We start from the raw sequence: 21,280 nt of genomic DNA on the forward strand, positions 1-21,280 counted from the left end.
AAGACAATCAAAAAAGTTACAGAAGATATCGCAAATACCAATTTTAATACTGCAGTAGCTGCCTTAATGGAATACGTTAATGAGCTTTATAAGATCGGTGCTTCAACTGAAGATATCATTATCTTAGCTAAGTTACTTAAGCCTTTCGCGCCTCACCTAGCATCTGAAATTCTAGAAAAAGAAGAAGCTGATGATAAATGGCCTGAATACAACGAAGCTTATCTCGTTTCAGATACCGTGCAGCTTATTGTGCAGGTTAATGGTAAGGTTCGCGCTAAGTTAGAAATTAATTCCGATGATCTAAAAGATCAAGAAAAAATTAAAGAACTTGCCTTGTCGCAAGAAAACGTTCAAAAATACTTAAATGGCGAGCCAAAAAAGATTATTATACCAAAGGGCGCAAAGCTAATTAATATCGTGGCTTAACCCCTCAAAATTTCAAAACTCCACTTGAAAAAATAGGACTTTTTGTATATAATAACCTAAATTATTGTCAATATACTAATAAGGAGCATTTAATGCCTGAACCTAAAAAGCAAAGCAGCCCAAGAAAGACCGGTCTTCGCCGAAGCCACCTACGTCTTGTATTAGCTCGTGCTGTTAATAAGAAATCACCAGTTAAGGCTTTTGAAACAGCCAAGAAGACCCCTAATCTAAAGGTCAAAACCCCAAGAACTGCTAAAGTTTCAAATAACACAAAGAAAAGCGAAAAATAATGGCAAGTAATCGGCACCTCGGTAGAATCATTGCATTACAAAGCTTGTATGAATACGAGTTTAGAGCAAAGGCGGGCGATGCTACAGCCGAAATCCAGTCTATCATCGCTAAAAATATTGAACCATATTCCAAGGCACTCGGAGATACTGAATTTGTCTTCGGTCTTGCCAATGGCGTTGTAGAAAATCAAGCTAAACTTGATCGTGAATTGCAACCCTTGGCTCCAGAATGGCCTTTAGAAACCATCGCAGCCATCGATCGTAATATTTTACGCATCGGTCTTTATGAACTTGAAATAAGAGTTGTTCCACCAAAAGTAGTTATCAACGAAGCCGTTGAGCTAGCAAAAGCTTTTGGTTCTGATAATTCATCCAAGTTTATTAATGGTGTCTTAGGCACAGCCTTCAAGCAACTTGGATTGAATAATGAAGAGGGAGAACATGAAGGATCAAAATCGCAAGTTGAGTCCCAAACTAACGCTTCCGAACAATAAATCAAATAAACCAAAAGATTTCCAAAACCGTAACACTAATACTAGATCACGTTCACGTGTTCGTCCGTTAAAAACTGAGCGCAGTCAAACCCTTGATCAAAAAACCTTCAAGAAGAAGCCAGCAATCAAGGAAATTGTCAGAGAACCGACCTCAGGCGGTATCGTCTTTCGCTTTAATGAGAAAAAGAACGATATTGAAATCTTATTAATCCAGGATTCAAAAAACCGTTGGACTATCCCCAAGGGGCATATTGAAACGGGTGAAACCGCAAAGCAGACCGCCATTCGCGAAATCGGTGAAGAAGCAGGCCTAAACCATATTAAAGCTTTGTCCTGGCTTGGCAAGATACATTTTAAGTATCGCCGTGTCGATAAGCTTGTCCTTATGACCACCCAGATCTATCTAGTTCGCGCTCTTGACGGAAAAGAACGTCCAACCAAGGAAAAGTGGATGAATGGTATTAAGTGGTTTAGCTTCCGTGACGCCTTGAACGCAATTGAGTACGATGATATTGAAAAACTTATGCTCATTGCTAAAAAACGTATTCGCGCTGGAGACTTGCAATAATTAATATTCGGGATTTCATCAGGTACTAGACCTTTCTCTAGTACCGAAGTGAGTTCCAGAAAGGAAAACATGGATAATTATCTAAAGAAATACAACATTGATCTAGAAACCATCAAAAAACACATCAGTGAGGCTTCGGTGAAAAAGAAGATTATCGACGATCGTTTACCAGAAACCTACACCAAAGACGTACTTGACGAATATAGTAACTTCGCTGAAGAGAAAATGGGCATCAAATTTAACGATATCACACTCTTCATCACCGCTCTTACTCATCGTAGTTTTGTCAATGAACACAAAAAATTTATCGTCGAACATAATGAACGTCTAGAGTTTCTTGGCGATGCTATTCTGGAGCTTGTCGTTTCAGATTTTCTATATCAAAATTTTCATGAGCCAGAAGGGATTATGACTGCCTGGAGGTCGGCCTTAGTGCGCACTGAGTCAATCGGTGCTGCCTCTGAGAAAATTGGTTATATTTCACTAATTCGTCTTTCTAAAGGTGAAAAACTAGGTAGTAGCCGCACTCACGCCTCCATCATTGCCGACTGTTTTGAAGCGGTAACTGGCGCAATTTACCTTGACCAGGGCTTTGATGCTGCCAAAGACTTTATCTATCAACATATCATCTGTAAAATGGACGAGGTTATTCTTTCTGAATCCTGGCGCGACGCTAAGAGTTATTTGCAAGAATTAGCTCAAAAATTTGAAGGTAGTACACCTCAATATCACGTCATTAAGGAAGAAGGCCCTGATCATGACCGCATCTTCACCATTAATGTTGTAGTTGCTGGTCATAACAGAGGTACTGGGATCGGCCACAGCAAACAAGAGGCTCAATCTGCCGCAGCGGCTGAGGGAATTAAATACTATAAAAAACAGTCAACCGATCAAAGTCTCGTTACTGGTAAACTATCTTTGATTAAATAAAATAGCTGATCCGAAAGGATCGGTTTTTGACTCAATTTAGCCAAGAAGAGGATTCCCCTTATGTTTTGAAATATCTTAAAATTATGTTAAAATATCCTCTAAAGTCAATGGCTTTGCACTTTAAGGAAAGGGGAGAATTATGGAGGCAAAGAATAAATTAAATATTGGCCAGATAGAAAATGTCATCAAATATTATGTACTGATGGCGAAATGGCTTTATGAACTGGGGGATTTTGCTAGAACAAAATATCTCCAGATGAATCTTGAAAAGGAGAATACCTCACGCCCGCACAGTGATTACCAGCGTTTGTTGGAAAAATATTATAACGGTAGTGAGGAAGAGCTAAAAAACGCTGTTTTCATAAAGTCTGAAAACAGTCAGAAAATCTTAAAGGAATTGCTCAATCTGTCAAGACAAATTGGCATTGAGCAGTATTTTGATAAGATTAACCCCCGCACGGGGAAACGTGAGCTAATCATGGGGCAGGATGATGGCTTGATAGTTCAAAATTTCTGTACCATTTATAGTAAGACTACTTACGGTTCAAGATTAAGGCGAAAAAATACAAAGGATATCGTCAAGAATATCTTAATCGATTTCGCAAATATCAAGGAAGATAAAATAACTTCCATTGACCGTGAGTATGTAGACAGTTTCTTTACTGATGATAGAGTCAAAGAACTGTCAAGAGAAATATACTTAGGATTAACAGGGGGGGTGGAGAGTTCTATCAAAAGCATTATTGCAGCTGATAGGGTGCTGCCTTTCATAATTAGAGCGAAGACGCTCTATTCCCTAGAAAATAACTTTCAGCACCTGATAAGGGCGATGAAGGTGTCATAGATATAGGCCTCCATTTTGGAGGCTTTTTAAATTCATCTAATCCTTGAAAAAAACTTTAAAATAGTTTAAAATAATAATATTAAATTAATTAAGGAGCAAACATGCTTGCGATTCGTATGCAACGTAATGGTCGAACTCATTACCCAACCTTTCGACTAGTCGTCCAAGAATCCCAGCGTCATCCACTTTCTGGACGCGTTGTGGCTGAGGTCGGCAATTACAACCCAGAAACTAAAAAGACTACTTTAGATAAAGAAAAAATTGAATTCTATCTAAAGAATGGTGCTCAACCATCTTCACGCGTCGCCTTCATCTTCAAAAAAGAAGGTATCACTCTTCCATCATGGTATAAGGAAGCTAATCCAAAGACCAGGAAACCAAAACACGCAGATAAGCTTCGTAAAAATCAACCAAAAGAAGAAACTGAATCTGCAGAATAAGAAAAGAAATAAGGTGCTCTAAGTACCTTATTTTTTATTTATCAAACCGCAACCATTATGGTATAATTCTAATAACAAAAATTAACTTGGAGAACCTATGTCAACCATTGACCAACAATTCGTAGAATACATCGTAAAAACTCTCGTAAATAATCCTGACAAAGTAAACATTGAACGCGCCATTGACGAAAAAGGTGTTCTCCTTTCTCTCAGTGTCGATCCTGAAGATGTCGGTCGCGTGATCGGTCGCCGTGGTGCAACTGCTCAGTCCATTCGCACCCTTCTTCGTGCTCTTGGTACTAAGAATGATGCTCGTTACAATCTCAAAATTGTTAACACCGATGAAAACGGAAGTTTCGAGACTACCGGCGAACCAGTTGCTGCTCGTACCGTTGAAGATTATGAAGAAGAGTCCGAAGATTCTACTCTTACCAAAAATACCCGCGCCGAACTCGCTGATCTTGATGATCTCGACATCTAATTAACAAAGAATAGCCCTTCGGGGCTATTTTTTTATTAAAAACCTTAGCCAATTATCAAAAAATCATCTTGACTATTCTATATAAAAACCTTATACTTAAACCAGTTCAAGTTGAACCAAGCTAACTGCGAGTCAGCTTACATAAAGTTGAGAGCTTATATGTTCAAAAAAATCCACCGTCTAGGTGGTTTTTTGGTTGTTAATCAATAAAACAATAAAAACACCCCCATATTCGGGGGTGAATGATCTAAGGTACAATGATGACTTCGGCCTTGCTGAAACCTTCGGCAATAGTTTCAAGTTCCGGTAATTTCTTCAACTTATCTAGCCATCTTTTTGGGATGCCCTGCATGCCATAATAAAGTCCAGCAAGTCCACCCGTTAAGGCGCCAATCGTATCAGTGTCATGGCCTAGATTAACTGCTTTAATTACGGCCTGTTCGAAATTCCTGGTTGTCACCAGACTCCAGATGGTCGCCTCCAGACTCTCTATTACGTCACTATTCGACTGGATCTCTTCTTCTGGCAACTCAGTTAAATTCATCTTTAAGATACGACTAAACGAATCGACGCAAGCCTCAGAGAAGAAACTATAGTCTTCCTTCTGAATCTTCTGTAGTGCCACCGCCGGATAACACCCCTCAAGCAAATAACATGCATAATTTACAAATATCATATTTGCTAGAATGCATTTTTCTGTTGCATGAGTCAATCTAGTCACCCTTTTCACTAAATCATATCGATGCTTACCCTGTATATTGTAGTTATAACAAAGAAAAGCAATCGGTAAGATTCTAGTTAAGGCTCCGTTGTCACTTGCGAATTCAAAAGCATCTCCGCACTCGTCTGGTGTATAGCCCTTCTTAAATCTGTCTATTGATAGAGTAACAGTGGCATTTGAGTTTATAATCTCAGAACCAACCGTATAATCTCCAAGATACAACCACCTTGATAATTTATGTAATATGTCGGACTGATTAACCTTACCACATTCTCTAATAGACTCCATTAGAGCAATAACCATTGAAGTGTTCGTTGACCAAGTCCCCGGTGCAACTAAATACGAACCGAAGCCCTGCATTTCTAAAACAGGAATACCTTTTAAATCCTCGCGAGATTTAAACTCAACCGGTAATCCAAGAGCGTCACCGGCTGCATTACCAATGAGGCCTCCGATCACCTGATCACTATAGATAAAACCTCTAAAAGTATCCATTCTTTTACCCCCTTTTTTATATTTTAATATACTATGGACTTCGATATTATAACATATAGTCAATATTTGTCAAAAGCTAAGGCTAACTCTTGAAAAATCTGGCAAAACATAGTAAAATCGAACACAAGAAGTAGTGTGTCTTCTAATAGCGAGGGTGTCCTAAACTGGCGAACTAGGATGTCATTAGATGACAGTAATCTTCGGCGCTAAAGATTATTAACACTAAAATAGAGGAAAACGTGAGTACAAAGAATATCAGTACAGCTGATCAGCGTGTCTTTTTTACAGACGGCGATCATCTCGAAATCCCTGATCTTACTGCACACCAGAAAGATTCCTGGGAGGAATTTATTAAATCCGGTCTCCGTGAAGTCTTCACCGAATTGAACCCAATCGATGACTACACTGGCCAAAAACTATCTCTAAGATTCAAGGACTATGAGTTTAAAGCTCCAAAACGTACCGTTGAAGAAAAAACTATCTCTAAGATTCAAGGACTACGAGTTTAAGGCTCCAAAACGTACCGTTGAAGAAGCTAAATATAACCTTGAAACCTACGAAGCTCCGCTTCATGTTAAAGCCGAACTCACTAACAAAGTTACAGGTGAAATCAAAGAGCAAAACATCTACTTTGGTGATTATCCATGGATGACCGACCGTGCCACCTTTATTATTAACGGTACAGAACGTGTCATCGTTTCTCAGCTTATCCGTTCTGCTGGTGTTTTCTTTACCGCAGATAATTATAACGGTAAGAACTATTATGGCGCTAAGGTAATCCCAGGTCGTGGTGCTTGGCTTGAATTTGAGACCGCCACTAATGGTTCAATCAATGTCAAAATTGATCGCCGTCGTAAAATTCCTGTCACTACCTTCCTCCGAGCTCTTGGTGTCACAAAGAATTCTGAGCTTAAAGAACTCTTTGCTGATGTCGATAATGGACCAATTAATTACATCGATAGTACTATTGATAAAGACCCAACCACCAGCCAAGCCGCTGCCCTTCTTGAGGTCTACCGTCGTCTTCGCCCAGGTGATCTAGCCACTGTCGAAAACGCCCGTTCTATGGTTGAGCGAACATTCTTTGATTACAAACGTTACGATTACTCCCGCGTTGGTCGTTTTAAGATCAATCAGAGACTTGGCTTCGACACTCCAAATGATAGTACCCACCGTACTCTTCAGATGGAAGATGTTATTGCCATTATTCGCGAACTTATTCGCCTTAATAACACTCAAGAGCCAGCCGACGACATTGACTCACTCGCAAATCGTCGCGTAAAGATGGTCGGTGAATTGATTCAACGTCAATTCCGTCTTGGTATGCTTCGTTTGCAGCGCAATATCTTAGACCGTATGTCTATGGCTAACCCTGAGGAAGTAACTCCATCTCAACTCTTAAACTCACGTCCAGTAGTCGCTGCCGTTAAGGAATTTTTCAGTAGCTCCCAGCTATCCCAATTAATGGATTCTTACAACCCATTCTCTGAACTTTCGCACAAGCGTCGTCTAAGTTCTATGGGTCCTGGCGGTCTTACTCGTGAACGTGCAGGTTTTGATGTTCGTGATACTCACCCTACTCATTACGGTCGCATCTGTACTGTTGAAACCCCAGAAGGTGCCAACGTCGGTCTCGTACTAAACCTCGCAACATACGCCCGAATTAATGAATACGGCTTTATCGAAGCTCCATATCGCATCGTTAAAGATGGTAAAGTTACTGACGAGGTCGTCTACGTTGATGCCAGCCTTGAAAAAGACATGGTTATCGCCGACACCTCTGCTAAACTCGATAAAGACGGTAGTTTCATCGATGAACGCGTTTCTGCTCGTATTAATGGTCAGCCAGCTCAGGTTGAATCTTCTCGAGTTACTCACGTTGATGCCGCGCATAAGGAAATTCTTGGTGCATCCGCATCTCTCATTCCATTCGTTGAGAAAAACCGTGTTGACCGTGCACTCATGGGTTGCGCCATGCAGAAACAGGCAGTTCCACTTCTCAAGAATACCGCTCCAACCGTTGGTACAGGCGTTGAAGCCGATATCGCAAGATACACTTCTCAATTAATTACCGCTGACATGGATGGTGTAGTTAAAAAAGCTGACGGTGTTTCAATCATCGTTGATTATCATAACGGTGCTTCAAGAGAATACAAGATTGCTCACTTTGAGCAAACAAACTCAGATCAGTGCTACAACCAGCGTTGTATGGTTACCCGTGGTCAAAAAGTTAAAGCCGGTGATATTCTCATCGAGGGTGCTTCAATCGAAGATGGTGAAATTGCTCTTGGCCGCAACCTCTTAGTTGCTTTCATGCCATGGCGTGGTTACAACATGGATGATGCTATCGTTGTCTCACGCAAACTAGTTGAAGACGACACCTTAACTTCTATCAATATTAAAGACTTCGATGTTGAGGTTCGTGAAACCAAACTTGGCCCAGAACAAGTCACTCGTGATATTCCAAACGTCTCAGAACATGCTCTTCGTCACCTTGGTGAAGATGGTATCGTTACTATTGGTTCTGAAGTCTCTACTGGCGATATTCTTGTTGGTAAAATTACTCCAAAGGGTGAACAGGAACTCAGCTCTGAAGAACGTCTACTTCGTGCTATCTTTGGTGAAAAAGCCAAGGATGTCCGCGATACTTCAGTTCGCATGAGTGGCGGTACTTCTGGTAAAGTTATTGGCGTCCGCATTTACACTCGTGAACAAGGTCACGAACTAAAAGCCGGTGTTCTCATGCAGATCAAAATCTTTGTTGCAGAAATGCGTAAGATTCAGATCGGTGATAAGATGGCCGGTCGTTACGGTAACAAGGGTGTAGTTTCCCGCGTTCTGCCAGTTGAAGATATGCCATTCATGGCCGATGGTACACCAGTTGATGTTGTGCTTTCTCCAATGGGCGTACCTTCCCGTATGAACCTTCCCGCGTTCTGCCAGCGGAAGATCTGCCATTCATGGCCGATGGTACACCAGTCGATGTTGTACTTTCTCCAATGGGTGTACCTTCCCGTATGAACCTTGGTCAGCTTTATGAAATTCACATTGGTCTAGCTGCTCGTATCCTTGGGTACAAAGTTGCTACCCCATCTTTCAACGGTATTCCAGATGAAGTAATCTCAGATGAATTAGAAAAAGCTGGCATTGATCGCAATGGCCGTGTCCAGCTCTATGATGGTCTTACAGGTGAACCATTTAACGAAAAGACCTCAGTTGGTATCATGCACATGATCAAACTTCATCACATGGTCGAAGACAAGATTCACGCTCGCTCAACCGGTCCTTACACTATGGTTACCCAGCAGCCACTTGGTGGTAAAGCTCAAAACGGTGGTCAGCGTTTCGGAGAAATGGAGGTTTGGGCACTTGAGGCTTATGGTGCATCCAGTATTCTACAAGAAATGCTTACTATTAAATCAGATGATGTTTACGGACGTGCTAAGGCTTATGAGTCTATTATCAAACATGAGCCAATTCAGGGTCCAAAACTTCCTGAAGGCTTTAACGTCTTGGTAAAAGAGTTGCAGGGCCTTGGACTTAAAGTTGATCTTCTTGATAATGGTGAAGCTAGAGATGCTGATAGTGTAATCGAGGACACTTCTAGGGAAATCGAAAAATCCCAAGATGATCGCCTAATTTACGCCAAACACAACGTACATATTAATGATGACGAAAATGACATAATCGACCTTACCGATGAAGAGATCGAAGAATCTCTCGACGGTCAAGGAATTACAATTAAAGACGGAGACAGTGAAGATAACATTGATCTCGGAGAGGAGTTCTAATGGCTTGGATGGACAACTACATTTCAGCCAGCGACTTCGACTCAATTCGTCTCAGCATCGCCAGTGCTGAAGATATCTTGAGTTGGAGCTATGGTGAGGTATTGAAGCCAGAAACAATCAACTACCGTACTCAGAAACCTGAGCGTGACGGTTTATTCTGTGAACGTATTTTCGGTCCAGTAAAGGATATTAATCCACACGACAGCAAACTTAAAGGTGTTCGTTCTCGTGAAGCCGCTGTTGACAAGGAAGGGAACTTAGTCACTAAATCCATCGCTCGTCGTGAGCGCATGGGCCACATCAAACTTGCTGCACCAGTTGCTCATATCTGGTTTATGCGTGGCACCCCATCTGCTCTCAGTCTTCTTCTCGATCTAACCGTCAAGAATATTGAAAAGGTAGTATATTTTGCTTCCTATCTCATCATTAATGCCAAGGATGCTGAAGTTGAGCAAACTTTGAACGATCTCAAAGCCCAACATGAGGCCAGTCTTCAAGCGATCAAAATTCGCTACGGCGAAGCCGCTAAAGAACCTGGTGCTAACCCTGAAAAACTAGCCAACGAACAAGCTAAAGAAGTTGAAGAAGTCGATAAAGATTTTATCACTCGTAAGGGTATCCTTGAGGGTCTTAAAAAAGGCGCAGTTATTTCTGAAATTGACTACCGTAATCTCCCAGAAGAGTACGAGGATCTCATTGAAGCAGAAATGGGTGCTGGTGCCATTAAGAAAATTCTTGATCAAATTGATATCAACCAGATGATTGATGATCTTTCTGTCGAAGCAGCTGAAGCTAAGGGTCAAAAGGAACGTAAACTCATCAAGCGCATTAAGGTCCTTGAGGGTATGAAAAATGCTGGCATTAAACCAACCGACCTCATTCTTACGGTTATTCCAGTTATTCCACCAGACCTACGTCCAATGATCTCTCTCCCTGGTGGTCGCTTTGCTACTTCAGACCTAAATGACCTCTATCGTCGTGTTATCAACCGTAATAATCGTCTTAAGAAACTTCTTGATCTTAACGCCCCTGAAGTAATCGTTCACAACGAAATGCGTATGCTCCAAGAAGCTATCGACTCTCTGATCGACAATAACGCTTCTCACGGTCGTCTAGCTAGCTCACAGAACGGTCGTCGTAAACTTAAATCACTCTCCGACCTTCTCAAAGGTAAGCAGGGTCGCTTCCGTCAGAACCTTCTTGGTAAGCGTGTCGACTACTCCGGTCGTTCAGTAATTGTCGTTGGTCCAGATCTCAAACTTAACGAATGTGGTCTGCCAAAACTTATGGCTCTAGAGCTCTTTAAGCCATTCGTAATTTCATGGTTGCTCCTTCACGAATATGCTCCAAATACTCGTGCTGCTTCTCGTATGATTGAAGCTAAAGAATCGATTGTTTGGGATGCACTTGATGAAGTAATTAAGGGTCGCTACGTACTCTTAAACCGTGCTCCATCTCTTCACCGTCTTTCCATTCAAGCCTTCCAGCCAAAGTTGATCGACGGTATGGCTATCCAACTTCACCCACTAGTCGCTTCCGGCTTCAACGCCGACTATGATGGTGACCAGATGGCTATCCACCTTCCTCTTTCCGATGAAGCTCAGAAGGAAGCTCAAGAGCTTATGACTGCACAAAACAACCTCTTGAAGCCAGCTGATGGTTCTCCAGTTCTTGCTATCTATCAGGACGTTGTACTTGGTAGCTACTACTTAACCTACGACAAACCAGGCACCGAATCTGATAAGCCTCTAGCCTTCAGCTCAGTTTATGAAGCTGAAATGGCTTATGATCGCGGTGATATCGCTCTTCAAACCCCAATTCGCGTCTTCGCAAAGAAGGAAATTCGTGACACCACACTAGGTCGCGTTATCTTCAATGAAATCCTTCCAGAAGATTACCCATACGATAATGGTGTTCAAACTTCAAAGCACCTGAAGAAAGTTATGGCTAACATCTTCAATGACTACGGCTCTAAAGTAACAGTTGAAGTTGCAGATAAACTTAAAGATCTTGCTTTCGAATATGAAACTATTGCTTCTATTTCAACCTGTAAAGATGACTATCCAACCTATCCAGAAATTGCCGACTTCATCGCCAAGGGTGATGCAAAAACTGCTCTTATTCAAGATCAGTTTGAACAAGGCCTTCTTACTGACACAGAACGCTATAACCTCACAATTGCCAACTGGCGTGAAATCGACGGTGAAATTTCAAGCTTCCTTAAGCAAAAACTTTCATCCATGGACACCGATATTGCAGTAATGACTAACTCTGGTGCTCGTGGTTCCGTTTCCGGTATTAAGCTTGCTTCTGCAGCCATCGGTATCATGGTCGACATTAACAACCGCGAGATCGAGCTTCCAGTTAAGTCTAGCTACAAGAACGGTCTTAACACTCTTGAGTCCTTCATTGCTACTCGAGGTGCTCGTCAGGGTCAGGTTTCTACCGCCCTCCGTACAGCCGACTCTGGTTATCTTACCCGTCGTCTTGTTGATGTCGCTCAAGATGTCTTCACTACCGAAGAAGATGCTGAAGATCCAGGCTTTGAGGTCTTTAAATCTGAAACAGAACAGACTGGCATTGAATTCGTTCAGCGTATTACGGGTCGCTACACGGCTGCTCCAATTCCAGGCTACCTAGAGAATGATCAACTAATCACTCGTGATCTAGCCGAACAGATTGCTGCTGACAATGATATTGACTCAGTACGTATTCAGTCAGTACTCACTACAAAATCAGTAAACGGTATTCCACAAAAAGCCTATGGTGTTGATATGGCAACTAGGAAGCTCGTTGAGCCAAACCAGCCAGTTGGTGTTATTGCCGCTCAGTCACTTGGTGAATTGGGTACCCAGCTTACACTTGATACCAAACACTCTTCTGGTGTTGCCGGTTCCGGTGCTATCTCTCGTGGTCTTCCTCGTGTAGAAGAGCTTCTCGAAGCCAGGAATCCTAAAGGTCAAGCTTGGATTGCTCCAGTTTCTGGTCTCTGCGAAGTTTGGGAGGACGGTAACCACTTTGTCGTTCAAATCACTCCAACTTCTGGCAAAACTGAACGTATTGAAATTAGCGAAGATCGTAAGATTATGGTCAAAGACGGTGCCTCAGTTAAAACTGGTGATGTTATTGCCGCTAAAGCTAAAGGCATGGAACCAATTATCGCTCCATTTGATGGCAACGCCCAGATCGTTGATCACGCAGTCCTTATCACCGAAGGTGCAAGCGGACCTGTTCGTGTGGAAATTCCAAACGAAGCAGAGATGCTCGTGAAGAGTAATGATACTGTCCAGGCAGGTGATCGCCTTACAACTGGTTCATTGAATCTTCAAGACCAGCTCAAATACAAGGGTGTCGAGGCAACTGCTCGTTATATCATGAATGATATTATGGCAGTCTACGCCGCAAACGGTAACGATGTTTCCGCCAAACACCTTGAGGTAATTGTTCGCCAAATGTTTAGTCGCGTCATGATCGAAGAATCGGGCGATACTAACTTCGTTGCAGGCGATATTACCTCAATCAACGCAGTTGAAGAAGCTAACCGCGAATGTATTGCTACCGGTCGTACTCCAGCAGAATATACTCAGCTTCTCCTTGGTATCACTAAGGTCTCCATCTGGTCCGACTCCTTCCTCTCAGCAGCCTCCTTCCAAGATACTACCCGTGTGCTTATTAATGCTGCCATCAATGGTCGCGTCGATAAACTCCACGGCTTGAAGGAAAACGTCATTATCGGTCGCAAGATTCCTGTAGGAACTGGCGTTCGTAAATTAGATGTTTCTGATGAAGAAATTGAAGGTAACTTCGGCGATTTTAAGATCGTTCAAGATGAAGATTTCTAAAAGTTAGAGTATCGGAAAAATAGCCTCGTCTGAGGCTATTTTTTGTTAGAATATATTATATGCATACTTATCTTGAAACTATCAAACAAGCCGCTATTTCTTTTCCGGCCATTGCTGTCATTTTTACTGTCCCATATCTAATCTACAATTACAAAAAATATGGCTCTATTATGAGTCTGCGACTTTGGATTATCTACTCTTTTATTCTCTATATGCTCATCACTTACTGTCTGATCATACTTCCTCTTCCATCAGCCGAGAAAGCACAAGCCCTCAGAGGCCATCACCTGCAACTCAATCCTCTTAATTTTATTTTTGATATCATTAAAAATACCAAAATCGATTTAAACCATCCGAAGTCTTTCCTTACAATCTTTAACAACTGGGGCTTCCTAACTACAATCTTTAATATTTTCATGACCCTACCATTTGGTTTTTATCTTCGCTATTATTTTCAAAATAACTTAAAGCAAGTACTTATTAAATCATTCCTTCTCTCCCTTTTCTTTGAACTTACGCAACTTAGTGGACTTTATTTTATCTATCAAGGAAATTATCGACTATTTGACGTGGATGATTTAATCACAAATACTTTAGGTGGCCTTTTGGGTTTTCTCTTAGCAGGCAGATTAACTAAATTTTTACCTACTCGTGCAGAAATCGATCAAAAAAGTTATGATCGTAGCCAAAAAATATCCTTACTGCGACGATTCATTGCAATGTTCTTTGATATAGTCGCCTCTGCTATTTTCTCCTTCACGATAGGAACTATCCTCATCAAATTCTTTAACTTTAATAATGCCATCCCAATTAGTTTACTCATGGTTGTCTTATTTTTATCACTCATAGCCACCATTACAGATGGTCGCACCCCAGGGTTCTTTATGACTAATATTAAAATAACTATCAACAAAGAGGTTAAGCAAAAAAGTAGTTTTTATAGCTTTCTCCATTATTTTATCCGTTTCGCCGTTTTTATCCTCCAATACATCCTAGCTCCATATCTCGTACTATTATTTATCCATCTTCTTATCGACCAAGAAATTATCACTGGTGATGCTATTGCAATTATCGCCATTTCCTTTACCCTAATCTATCTCCTATATCTCTTTATCTCATCAATCATTGTTGCAATCAAAAAACCACTATTCTATGAAAGATTATCAAAAACCAGCTTAATAAATACCATTAAAGAAAAAACCAAGAAAACCACGCCGCATCAACCATAACTCCCCTTGTAGTTATCCTTATTTTGTGATAAAATACACATGTAAGTTTATCAAGGTGACATTTGACTAACTAGACCAAAGAAAAAGCCGATCGTTTCCGACTGCAATAATTTTTTTAGAAATTATAGGCCAAGCAGAGAAACAATCTGGAACTCCTCTTAGTCTAGCTATTAGAGTGTAACCATTAAAGGAAAGGAAAAGATGAAAGTCATCCTCGGCACCAAAATTGGTATGACCCAGATCATCGGTGAAGATGGATTAGTAACTCCAGTTACTATTCTTCAAGCCGGACCAGCCACAGTGACTCAGATAAAAACCGTCGACACCGATGGTTATAATGCTGTGCAGCTTGGATACGGTCAGGGTAAGAATCTGAGCAAGTCGGTATCAGCTCACGTCAAAAAAGCTGACGAAACATTAAGTCCTAAAATCTTGAAGGAATTTCGTACGGATTCCACTCCAGAGCTCAAACTCGGTGATACACTCACTGTAGAAAGCTTTGAACTCGGAGACAAGGTGGCAGTTACTGGTATTTCGAAAGGCAAAGGATTCGCTGGTACTGTCAAGCGTTGGAACTTCCAAGAATCACGCAACACCCATGGCTTCAAGGGAAACATCAGAAGAGTCGGTTCAATCGGTTCAATGTATCCTCAAAAAGTTTTCAAGGGTAAGCGCATGCCAGGTCGCATGGGACATGATCAAGTTACAGTTAAGAACTTAGTCATTGCCTACATCGACAAAGAAAATAACATCTTAGGCGTAAAGGGCGCAGTCCCAGGTCCTAAGAAAGGAATCGTAACTGTGGAGGGAAAGGAGTAATATGGCAGATTTAAACCCAGAAATCTTCAATCTCGAAGTTACAAATCATGAGCTAGTTAAATTAGCTTACGACGCATACCTTGCTAACTCACGTAGTTCACACGCCAAAACTTTGAAGCGTGGTGAAGTTCGTGGTGGTGGTAAGAAGCCATGGAAACAAAAAGGAACTGGCCGCGCAAGGTTTGGTTCAACTCGTAACCCTATCTGGCGTCACGGTGGTGTAGCTGGTGGTCGTACTGGCGAAGAAAACTTCACCAAGAAACTCAGCAAAAATGCCAAGAGAACTGCAGTTATGCAAGCTCTTTCCATGAAGAACACCGCTAAGGCAATTCAAGTCATCGATACCCTTGGTATCAAAGACGGCAAAGTTAAAGAGGTTATTAAGACTCTTACCGACCTCAAAGTTGCTCCAAAGAACGTTCTAATCGTCGTTCCAGAGAAAGATGAGCTCACTTTGCGCGCAACCAATAACATTGCTTTCGCCAAGGTCGTCCGTCCAACTTTCCTTAATGTCTTCGATATCATGAACGCAGATACCATTGTTATCGTCAAAGATGCAGTCGCCTCTATCGATAACTGGCTAATCGGAAAGGAGAATGCCTAATGTTAGTTATTCCACGTGCAACCGAAAAAGCCTACACTGAACAAACTAAGAACACTTATATCTTTTATGTTCCAGCTGATGCAACCAAGCAAGAAGTTGCAAAGTCCATCGCTGAACAATACAATGTCACCGTTAAAGATATTCGCATCTTAATTAGAAAAGGTAAAGCAACTCGTTTCTCAAAAGGTAAACATGCTTACCCAGGTAAAACATTCCGCCGCGATCGTAAAGTAGCCTATGTTACTCTAAGCGCTGGCGATAAAATCCGTATTTTCGACGAAGAAAAAGTTGAGGAAGGAGATAATAAATAATGAGCATTAAAGCTTATCGTCCTACCACTCCTGCTCAGCGCCAGAAGACTACCCAGGATTTCGATCAAATCACTACAAGAAAACCACTTAAGTCTTTATTAAAAGCTAAAAAGCAGAATGCTGGTAAAAACAGCCAAGGACGTATCACTGTCCGCCATCGTGGTGGTGGTGTAAAACGTCACTATCGCTTAGTTACCCATAATCTTCCAAAGAATATGACCTTTGAAATTATGGAAATTGAGTACGATCCAAACCGTAGCGCACGTATTGCCCGTGTCAAAGACACTAACAATACTTTCTACTACGTTATTGCAGATTCTAAGATGTTTAAGGGTAAAACCTTCCAAACCGGTGCCGAGGCTCCAATCGAAGAATCTAACCGTCTACCACTTAGCAATATTCCAGTTGGTACCATGGTTTACTCCATCGAGCTAACTCCAGGTCGCGGTGCACAGATGGTTCGCTCTGCTGGTAACTCAGCTCAGCTTATGGCAAAAGAAGGTGCTTATGCAACTCTTCGTATGCCTTCCGGCGAAGTTCGTAAAGTTCTTGCAACTTGTGAAGCTTCAATTGGTACAGTTGGTAACATGCAACACCAAAATATTAAAATCGGTTCAGCTGGTCGTGTCCGCCGCAAAGGCATTCGCCCAACCGTCCGTGGTGTTGTCATGAACGCTACAGATCACCCACACGGTGGTGGTGACGGTGGCCGTCACGGTACTGGTAAAGCTCCTCGTACACCATGGGGTCAGCTCACTCTTGGCTTCCGTACTCGCCACAATAAGAAAACTAATAAAATGATCGTGCGCAGTCGTCACGAAGGAAAGAGGAAATAGTCTATGGGAAGAAGCCTCAAAAAAGGTCCTTTCGTGGATTTTAAATTAGAAAAGAAAATCAAAGCTCTTTCTGCCGAAGATCGCACCGTAATCAAAACTTGGGCACGCTACTCAACAATCTTCCCAGAGATGGTTGGTCGCACAGTTGCCGTTCATAACGGTAAAGTTCATGTTCCAGTTTTCGTTTCAGAAAATATGGTCGGTCACAAGCTTGGCGAATTTGCCCCAACTCGCAAATTTAAACGCCATGGTGGTAAGAAAGCCGCTGAAGCTGCAAAACGAGGAGGTAAATAATGTCTACTCATTTTGCACATGCATATATTAAAGGTATTGACTCAATGCCACGCAAAACCAGCATTGTCGCAAGTCTAGTTCGTGATCGTTACGTAGCCGACGCTATCGTAATCCTCGAACATACTCCACGTCGTGCTGCTCGTCCAGTTCTAAAGGCCATCGATTCCGCCAAGGCTAATCTATTGAATTCTGGCGTTTCAATCGATCCTAAGACAATTCGCATTGCTCGCATTTCAGTCACCGCAGGTACACGTATTCGTCGCTTTGTTCCTGCATCACGCGGTCGCGCTCTTCCTTTCGAAAAAGTCTCCAGCAACATCTTTGTTGAAGTAGCTGGTGAAGAGAAAGCTAAAAAAGCCGAGACCACTAAAAAGGAGGACAAGTAATGGGACAAAAAGTTAACCCTGTTTCTTATCGTCTACAAATCAGCAAAGACTGGTCTTCCAAATGGTTTACCAGAAATACTGACTTCAAAAAATGGTTAATTGAAGATGTTAAGATTCGCGAGGCTATTGAAAATCGTTTTAAGTCTCGTCCAACTATTGCTCGCATTGATATCGAGCGTACCGACAACCTAACTACTATCACTATTCGTACCGCAAAAGCAGGTGCCGTGATCGGTAAACAAGGTGCAGGTATTAACGAAATCAAGAAAGAGCTTGAAAAATTTGTTTCACAGCCAATCCGTATTAATGTTGAAGAAGTTAAAAAACCAGAACTTTCTGCCAAATTAGTGGCTGAGAATATTGGCTTCCAACTCGGTAAGCGTATGAATTTCCGCCGTGCCGTCAAGATGGCTAGCCAGTCCACTATGACTGCAGGAGCTAAAGGTGTTCGTATCGAAGTTTCCGGCCGTCTTAACGGTGCTGAAATGTCACGCCGTGAAAAGTTCATCGAGGGTTCAGTTCCTCTACATACTCTTCGCGCTGATATCGACTTCCATATCCACCACGCTCCAACCATCGCTGGTATTGTTGGCGTCAAGGTCTGGATCTATAAGGGAGAGAAATAATTATGGCTATTTTACTTCCAAGTCGCGTTGCACATCGCAAAGTTAGAAAAGGCAAAAACAATGGCATAGCAACTCGTTGTAATACAGTTGCATTTGGTGAGTTTGGACTCATGTCACTCGACAACGAGCGTATCAACTCACGCCAAATCGAGGCTGCCCGTCAGGCTATCACTCGCTACATCAAGCGTGGTGGTAAAGTCTGGATCCGCATCTTCCCACACACCCCAGTCACCAAGAAACCTCTTGATGTTAAAATGGGTTCTGGTAAAGGTGAGCCACAGTTCTACGTTGCCAAAGTTAAAACCGGTACAGTTATGTTCGAAATGGGCGAAGTTACCGAAGAGCAGGCAAAAGAAGCTCTCCGTCTTGCTTCCCACAAACTACCTGTCCGCTGTAAGTTCGTCAGGAAAGGAGATCAGTAATTATGGCAGAAAAACAAGCTAAAAAAGCTGAAAAAGTTCTAAAACCGTTAGCTGATCTTCAAAAAGAATTACTCGAAGCTCGTCGTGGATTAATTGAAGGAACTCTTCAAAATCCACACAAGATCAAAGCTTTAAGGAAAGAAATCGCAAGATCAAAAACGTTAATTAATCAAGGAAAGGGAGCCTAAGTATGGCACAAACACTTCAAGGAGTAGTTACTTCTGACAAACGTGACAAGACCATCACTGTCTCCATCACTAACCGCGAAACTCACCCACTCTATCGCAAGCAGTACTCACACACTCGTAAGTACACCGCTCATGATGAGAATAATGAGGCAAAGTTAGGAGACAAGGTTGAAATCACCGCTTGCCGTCCTTATTCAAAGACCTGCACCTATAAACTCGTCAAGATTCTTGAGCGATCACATGGTACAGTTGAACTTAGAGACGATGTCAAGAATGCACTACCTGAAGATGAAACCACAGGGGAGGAAAATTAATTATGATTCAACAGGAAACTAGATTGCATGTAGCCGACAACAGTGGCGCCAAGGAACTTGGAGTAATCCGTGTCCTTGGTGGTACTCGTGCTCGTTACGCTCGTGTTGGTGACATTGTTACCGCCAGTGTTAAGGAAGCTTCACCTACAGGCAACATTAAAAAGAAGGCTGTCGTTCGTGCTGTTATTGTACGCACTCGTGGCCAAATTCGCCGCGCAGATGGATCAACCATCCGCTTCGACGACAACGCTGCCGTCATTATCAATGACGACAAAAACCCTAAAGGTACCCGTGTCTTCGGACCGGTTCCACGCGAACTTCGCGAACTTGGTTTTAACAAGATTATCAGCTTAGCACCGGAGGTACTCTAATATGGCCCAAAATCTCAAATCAGGCGATGTTGTAACCATTATCGCCGGTGACAACAAAGGTAAATCTGGTAAGATCGTCAAAATGGATCGCAAAAACCACAAAGCTATGATCGAAGGGATTGGAATTCGTGAACGCCACATGCGTGCAACTCAATTCAATCCAAAGGGCGGCAAGAAAGATATTCATGTCGGTATCGATCTTTCAAACCTTAAGAAAGAAGGGAAATAATTATGTCAGATAAATATATTCCTCGTCTTAAAACACTTTACAACGACGAAATCGTTAAGAACCTTGAAAAAGAGTTAAATATCGATAATGTCAATAAGCTACCAAAGCTTGAGAAAGTCATCATCTCATGTGGTGTTGGTAAAAAACGCGAAGACAAGCATTTCACTGAAACCGTAGCCTTGACTCTCGAAAAGATCGCTGGTCAAGCTCCAACCTCACGTCTTGCAAAAAAATCAATCGCATCTTTCAAAATCCGTAAAGGAATGGGCGCCCCAGTTGGCTATCTCGTCACATTACGCAACGACAAGATGTATGAATTCGTTGACCGCTTTATTAGCATTGCCTTACCTCATGTTCGTGACTTCCACGGCGTACCTACAAATTCATTCGATATGCAAGGTAACTACTCAATTGGTCTTAAAGAGCAAACCGTCTTCCCAGAAATCACCTTCGAAGATGCTTCAGTATTGCACGGCCTCGAAGTTACTTTTATTATCAAGAATGGCTCCAAGGAAGGCAGCCGCAAGTTATTAGAGGCATTTGGTATGCCTTTTGAAAAGAAGGAGAGCAAATAATATGGCGAAAAAATCAGCAGTCCTTCGCGACCTCAAACGCCAGAAAATGTTTGACAAATACAAAGCCAAACGCGCTGAATTAAAGGCAGCTGGCGACCTAGAAGGTCTTCAAAAATTACCTAAAAACTCAAGCCCAACCCGTCTTAAGAACCGCGACCTACTTGATGGTCGTCCACGTGGCTACATGCGCCGCTTTGGTCTAAGTCGTATTAGCTTCCGTGAAAAAGCTAGCAAGGGTGAGATCCCTGGTGTAACAAAGAGTAGTTGGTAAGGAAAGGAGTAAGTTATGTCATTACAATCAACAGATCAGATCGCAGACCTTATCACCCGCATCCGTAACGCTATCATGGTTAACAAAAATGAAATTAGCGTTCCAGCTTCTAAGCTTAAGCTTGCAATTCTTGAAGGTCTAAAGCGCACCAAATTTATCACAGACTACAGCGTTGTTGAAGCTACTCCACGTAACTCCATCCGCGTCGTAATCAACGAAATCAACGAAGCTCCACGCATTAACGAGATCACCAAGGTATCAAAACCAGGTCGTCGCGTTTATGCTGGCGTTGATGAACTACCAAAAGTTAAGTCAGGTCGTGGTATCGTCCTTATCTCAACTTCTAAGGGTATTATGACTGGTGACGAAGCAAAACAAGCTCGTCTCGGTGGTGAAATCCTAGTCAAAGTTTGGTAATTCAATCTTAAAAATAGAGCCCGTCCGGCTCTATTTTTTTGACTGTTTTTATAAAACGTTAATATA

27 protein-coding genes and 1 pseudogene are annotated in these 21,280 nt (G+C 42.0%); 27 read left to right on the top strand and 1 reads right to left on the bottom strand.

Going from position 1 to position 21,280, the window contains the following annotated elements; all coding sequences use genetic code 11:
* From G3KMM_RS00965 to G3KMM_RS01000, 8 genes are all read left to right on the top strand, one after another.
* Positions 1-426 (top strand): class I tRNA ligase family protein (locus G3KMM_RS00965; RefSeq protein WP_164998459.1); only part of this gene is annotated, 426 nt, incomplete at its 5' end.
* 92 nt (positions 427-518) lie between these two features.
* Positions 519-716: a hypothetical protein gene (locus tag G3KMM_RS00970; RefSeq protein WP_129604270.1), complete on the top strand. Its 198-nt coding sequence runs from the start codon at positions 519-521 to the stop codon at positions 714-716.
* The gene (gene nusB, locus G3KMM_RS00975; protein WP_129604273.1) at positions 716-1,210 is read left to right on the top strand and encodes a transcription antitermination factor NusB; all 495 of its coding nucleotides are present in this window, start codon (positions 716-718) and stop codon (positions 1,208-1,210) included. The genes G3KMM_RS00970 and nusB overlap by 1 nt, the downstream gene beginning before the upstream one ends.
* Positions 1,158-1,778, top strand: a complete 621-nt coding sequence (locus G3KMM_RS00980; RefSeq protein ID WP_164998460.1) for an NUDIX hydrolase — start codon at positions 1,158-1,160, stop codon at positions 1,776-1,778. Before nusB ends, G3KMM_RS00980 begins: the two co-directional genes overlap by 53 nt.
* Before the next feature lie 69 nt (positions 1,779-1,847).
* Positions 1,848-2,708: a ribonuclease III gene (gene rnc / locus G3KMM_RS00985; protein ID WP_129604277.1), complete on the top strand. Its 861-nt coding sequence runs from the start codon at positions 1,848-1,850 to the stop codon at positions 2,706-2,708.
* Between the two features lie 139 nt (positions 2,709-2,847).
* Positions 2,848-3,552 (top strand): hypothetical protein, encoded by a 705-nt coding sequence (locus G3KMM_RS00990; protein ID WP_129604280.1) that lies wholly within the window; start codon positions 2,848-2,850, stop codon positions 3,550-3,552.
* Between the two features lie 101 nt (positions 3,553-3,653).
* Complete coding sequence (gene rpsP / locus G3KMM_RS00995; RefSeq protein ID WP_129604282.1) at positions 3,654-3,992, top strand: 30S ribosomal protein S16; 339 nt, start codon at positions 3,654-3,656, stop codon at positions 3,990-3,992.
* A gap of 97 nt (positions 3,993-4,089) precedes the next feature.
* Positions 4,090-4,473, top strand: a complete 384-nt coding sequence (locus tag G3KMM_RS01000; protein WP_129604284.1) for a KH domain-containing protein — start codon at positions 4,090-4,092, stop codon at positions 4,471-4,473.
* Positions 4,474-4,720: 247 nt separating this feature from the next.
* Here G3KMM_RS01000 and G3KMM_RS01005 read toward each other — a convergent pair whose 3' ends face one another.
* Positions 4,721-5,689: an ADP-ribosylglycohydrolase family protein gene (locus G3KMM_RS01005; RefSeq protein ID WP_129604287.1), complete on the bottom strand. Its 969-nt coding sequence runs from the start codon at positions 5,687-5,689 to the stop codon at positions 4,721-4,723.
* Positions 5,690-5,928: 239 nt separating this feature from the next.
* On the opposite strand from G3KMM_RS01005, the gene G3KMM_RS02900 reads away from it, so the two are divergent.
* The 19 genes and pseudogenes from G3KMM_RS02900 to rpsH all read left to right on the top strand — a co-directional run bounded on the left by G3KMM_RS02900 (position 5,929) and on the right by rpsH (position 21,214).
* A complete protein-coding gene (locus G3KMM_RS02900; RefSeq protein ID WP_206660628.1) occupies positions 5,929-6,198 on the top strand; it encodes a hypothetical protein in 270 nt (89 codons plus the stop codon).
* Positions 6,128-9,480: pseudogene (gene rpoB, locus G3KMM_RS01010) on the top strand (DNA-directed RNA polymerase subunit beta). The gene G3KMM_RS02900 and the pseudogene rpoB overlap by 71 nt, the downstream one beginning before the upstream one ends.
* Positions 9,480-13,322 (top strand): DNA-directed RNA polymerase subunit beta', encoded by a 3,843-nt coding sequence (rpoC, locus tag G3KMM_RS01015; RefSeq protein ID WP_129604289.1) that lies wholly within the window; start codon positions 9,480-9,482, stop codon positions 13,320-13,322. The pseudogene rpoB and the gene rpoC overlap by 1 nt, the downstream one beginning before the upstream one ends.
* 59 nt (positions 13,323-13,381) lie before the next feature.
* Positions 13,382-14,551 (top strand): VanZ family protein, encoded by a 1,170-nt coding sequence (locus tag G3KMM_RS01020; protein WP_129604292.1) that lies wholly within the window; start codon positions 13,382-13,384, stop codon positions 14,549-14,551.
* A gap of 201 nt (positions 14,552-14,752) precedes the next feature.
* Positions 14,753-15,370, top strand: a complete 618-nt coding sequence (gene rplC, locus G3KMM_RS01025) for a 50S ribosomal protein L3 (RefSeq protein WP_129604294.1) — start codon at positions 14,753-14,755, stop codon at positions 15,368-15,370.
* A 1-nt stretch (position 15,371) separates the two neighbouring features.
* Complete coding sequence (rplD, locus tag G3KMM_RS01030; protein ID WP_129604296.1) at positions 15,372-15,974, top strand: 50S ribosomal protein L4; 603 nt, start codon at positions 15,372-15,374, stop codon at positions 15,972-15,974.
* Positions 15,974-16,285, top strand: coding sequence for a 50S ribosomal protein L23 (locus G3KMM_RS01035; protein ID WP_129604299.1), 312 nt, complete (start codon positions 15,974-15,976; stop codon positions 16,283-16,285). The genes rplD and G3KMM_RS01035 overlap by 1 nt, the downstream gene beginning before the upstream one ends.
* Positions 16,285-17,121, top strand: a complete 837-nt coding sequence (rplB, locus tag G3KMM_RS01040) for a 50S ribosomal protein L2 (protein ID WP_129604301.1) — start codon at positions 16,285-16,287, stop codon at positions 17,119-17,121. Before G3KMM_RS01035 ends, rplB begins: the two co-directional genes overlap by 1 nt.
* Before the next feature lie 3 nt (positions 17,122-17,124).
* Positions 17,125-17,415: a 30S ribosomal protein S19 gene (gene rpsS / locus G3KMM_RS01045; RefSeq protein WP_129604304.1), complete on the top strand. Its 291-nt coding sequence runs from the start codon at positions 17,125-17,127 to the stop codon at positions 17,413-17,415.
* Complete coding sequence (locus G3KMM_RS01050) at positions 17,415-17,801, top strand: large ribosomal subunit protein uL22 (RefSeq protein ID WP_129604310.1); 387 nt, start codon at positions 17,415-17,417, stop codon at positions 17,799-17,801. The genes rpsS and G3KMM_RS01050 overlap by 1 nt, the downstream gene beginning before the upstream one ends.
* Positions 17,801-18,427: a 30S ribosomal protein S3 gene (gene rpsC, locus G3KMM_RS01055; RefSeq protein WP_129604316.1), complete on the top strand. Its 627-nt coding sequence runs from the start codon at positions 17,801-17,803 to the stop codon at positions 18,425-18,427. Before G3KMM_RS01050 ends, rpsC begins: the two co-directional genes overlap by 1 nt.
* Before the next feature lie 8 nt (positions 18,428-18,435).
* Positions 18,436-18,849 carry a 50S ribosomal protein L16 gene (rplP, locus tag G3KMM_RS01060; RefSeq protein WP_129604417.1) on the top strand — a complete coding sequence of 138 codons (414 nt, stop codon included), beginning with the start codon at positions 18,436-18,438 and terminating at the stop codon, positions 18,847-18,849.
* Between the two features lie 2 nt (positions 18,850-18,851).
* On the top strand, positions 18,852-19,037 hold the full coding sequence (gene rpmC, locus G3KMM_RS01065; RefSeq protein ID WP_129604322.1) for a 50S ribosomal protein L29: 186 nt from the start codon (positions 18,852-18,854) through the stop codon (positions 19,035-19,037).
* A 2-nt stretch (positions 19,038-19,039) separates the two neighbouring features.
* The gene (gene rpsQ, locus G3KMM_RS01070) at positions 19,040-19,351 is read left to right on the top strand and encodes a 30S ribosomal protein S17 (RefSeq protein ID WP_129604327.1); all 312 of its coding nucleotides are present in this window, start codon (positions 19,040-19,042) and stop codon (positions 19,349-19,351) included.
* Positions 19,352-19,353: 2 nt separating this feature from the next.
* Positions 19,354-19,722: a 50S ribosomal protein L14 gene (gene rplN, locus G3KMM_RS01075; RefSeq protein WP_129604333.1), complete on the top strand. Its 369-nt coding sequence runs from the start codon at positions 19,354-19,356 to the stop codon at positions 19,720-19,722.
* Position 19,723: 1 nt separating this feature from the next.
* Entirely contained in the window at positions 19,724-19,951 is a 228-nt protein-coding gene (locus tag G3KMM_RS01080; RefSeq protein WP_129604338.1) for a KOW motif-containing protein, read from the top strand.
* 2 nt (positions 19,952-19,953) lie between these two features.
* On the top strand, positions 19,954-20,526 hold the full coding sequence (gene rplE / locus G3KMM_RS01085) for a 50S ribosomal protein L5 (protein ID WP_129604343.1): 573 nt from the start codon (positions 19,954-19,956) through the stop codon (positions 20,524-20,526).
* A gap of 1 nt (position 20,527) precedes the next feature.
* On the top strand, positions 20,528-20,797 hold the full coding sequence (gene rpsN / locus G3KMM_RS01090; protein WP_129604347.1) for a 30S ribosomal protein S14: 270 nt from the start codon (positions 20,528-20,530) through the stop codon (positions 20,795-20,797).
* Positions 20,798-20,812: 15 nt separating this feature from the next.
* Positions 20,813-21,214, top strand: a complete 402-nt coding sequence (gene rpsH / locus G3KMM_RS01095; RefSeq protein WP_129604351.1) for a 30S ribosomal protein S8 — start codon at positions 20,813-20,815, stop codon at positions 21,212-21,214.
* Positions 21,215-21,280 lie beyond the last annotated feature (66 nt).

It is taken from the genome of Candidatus Nanosyncoccus nanoralicus (assembly GCF_004138405.1).
Lineage (GTDB): Bacteria > Patescibacteriota > Saccharimonadia > Saccharimonadales > Saccharimonadaceae > Nanosyncoccus > Nanosyncoccus nanoralicus.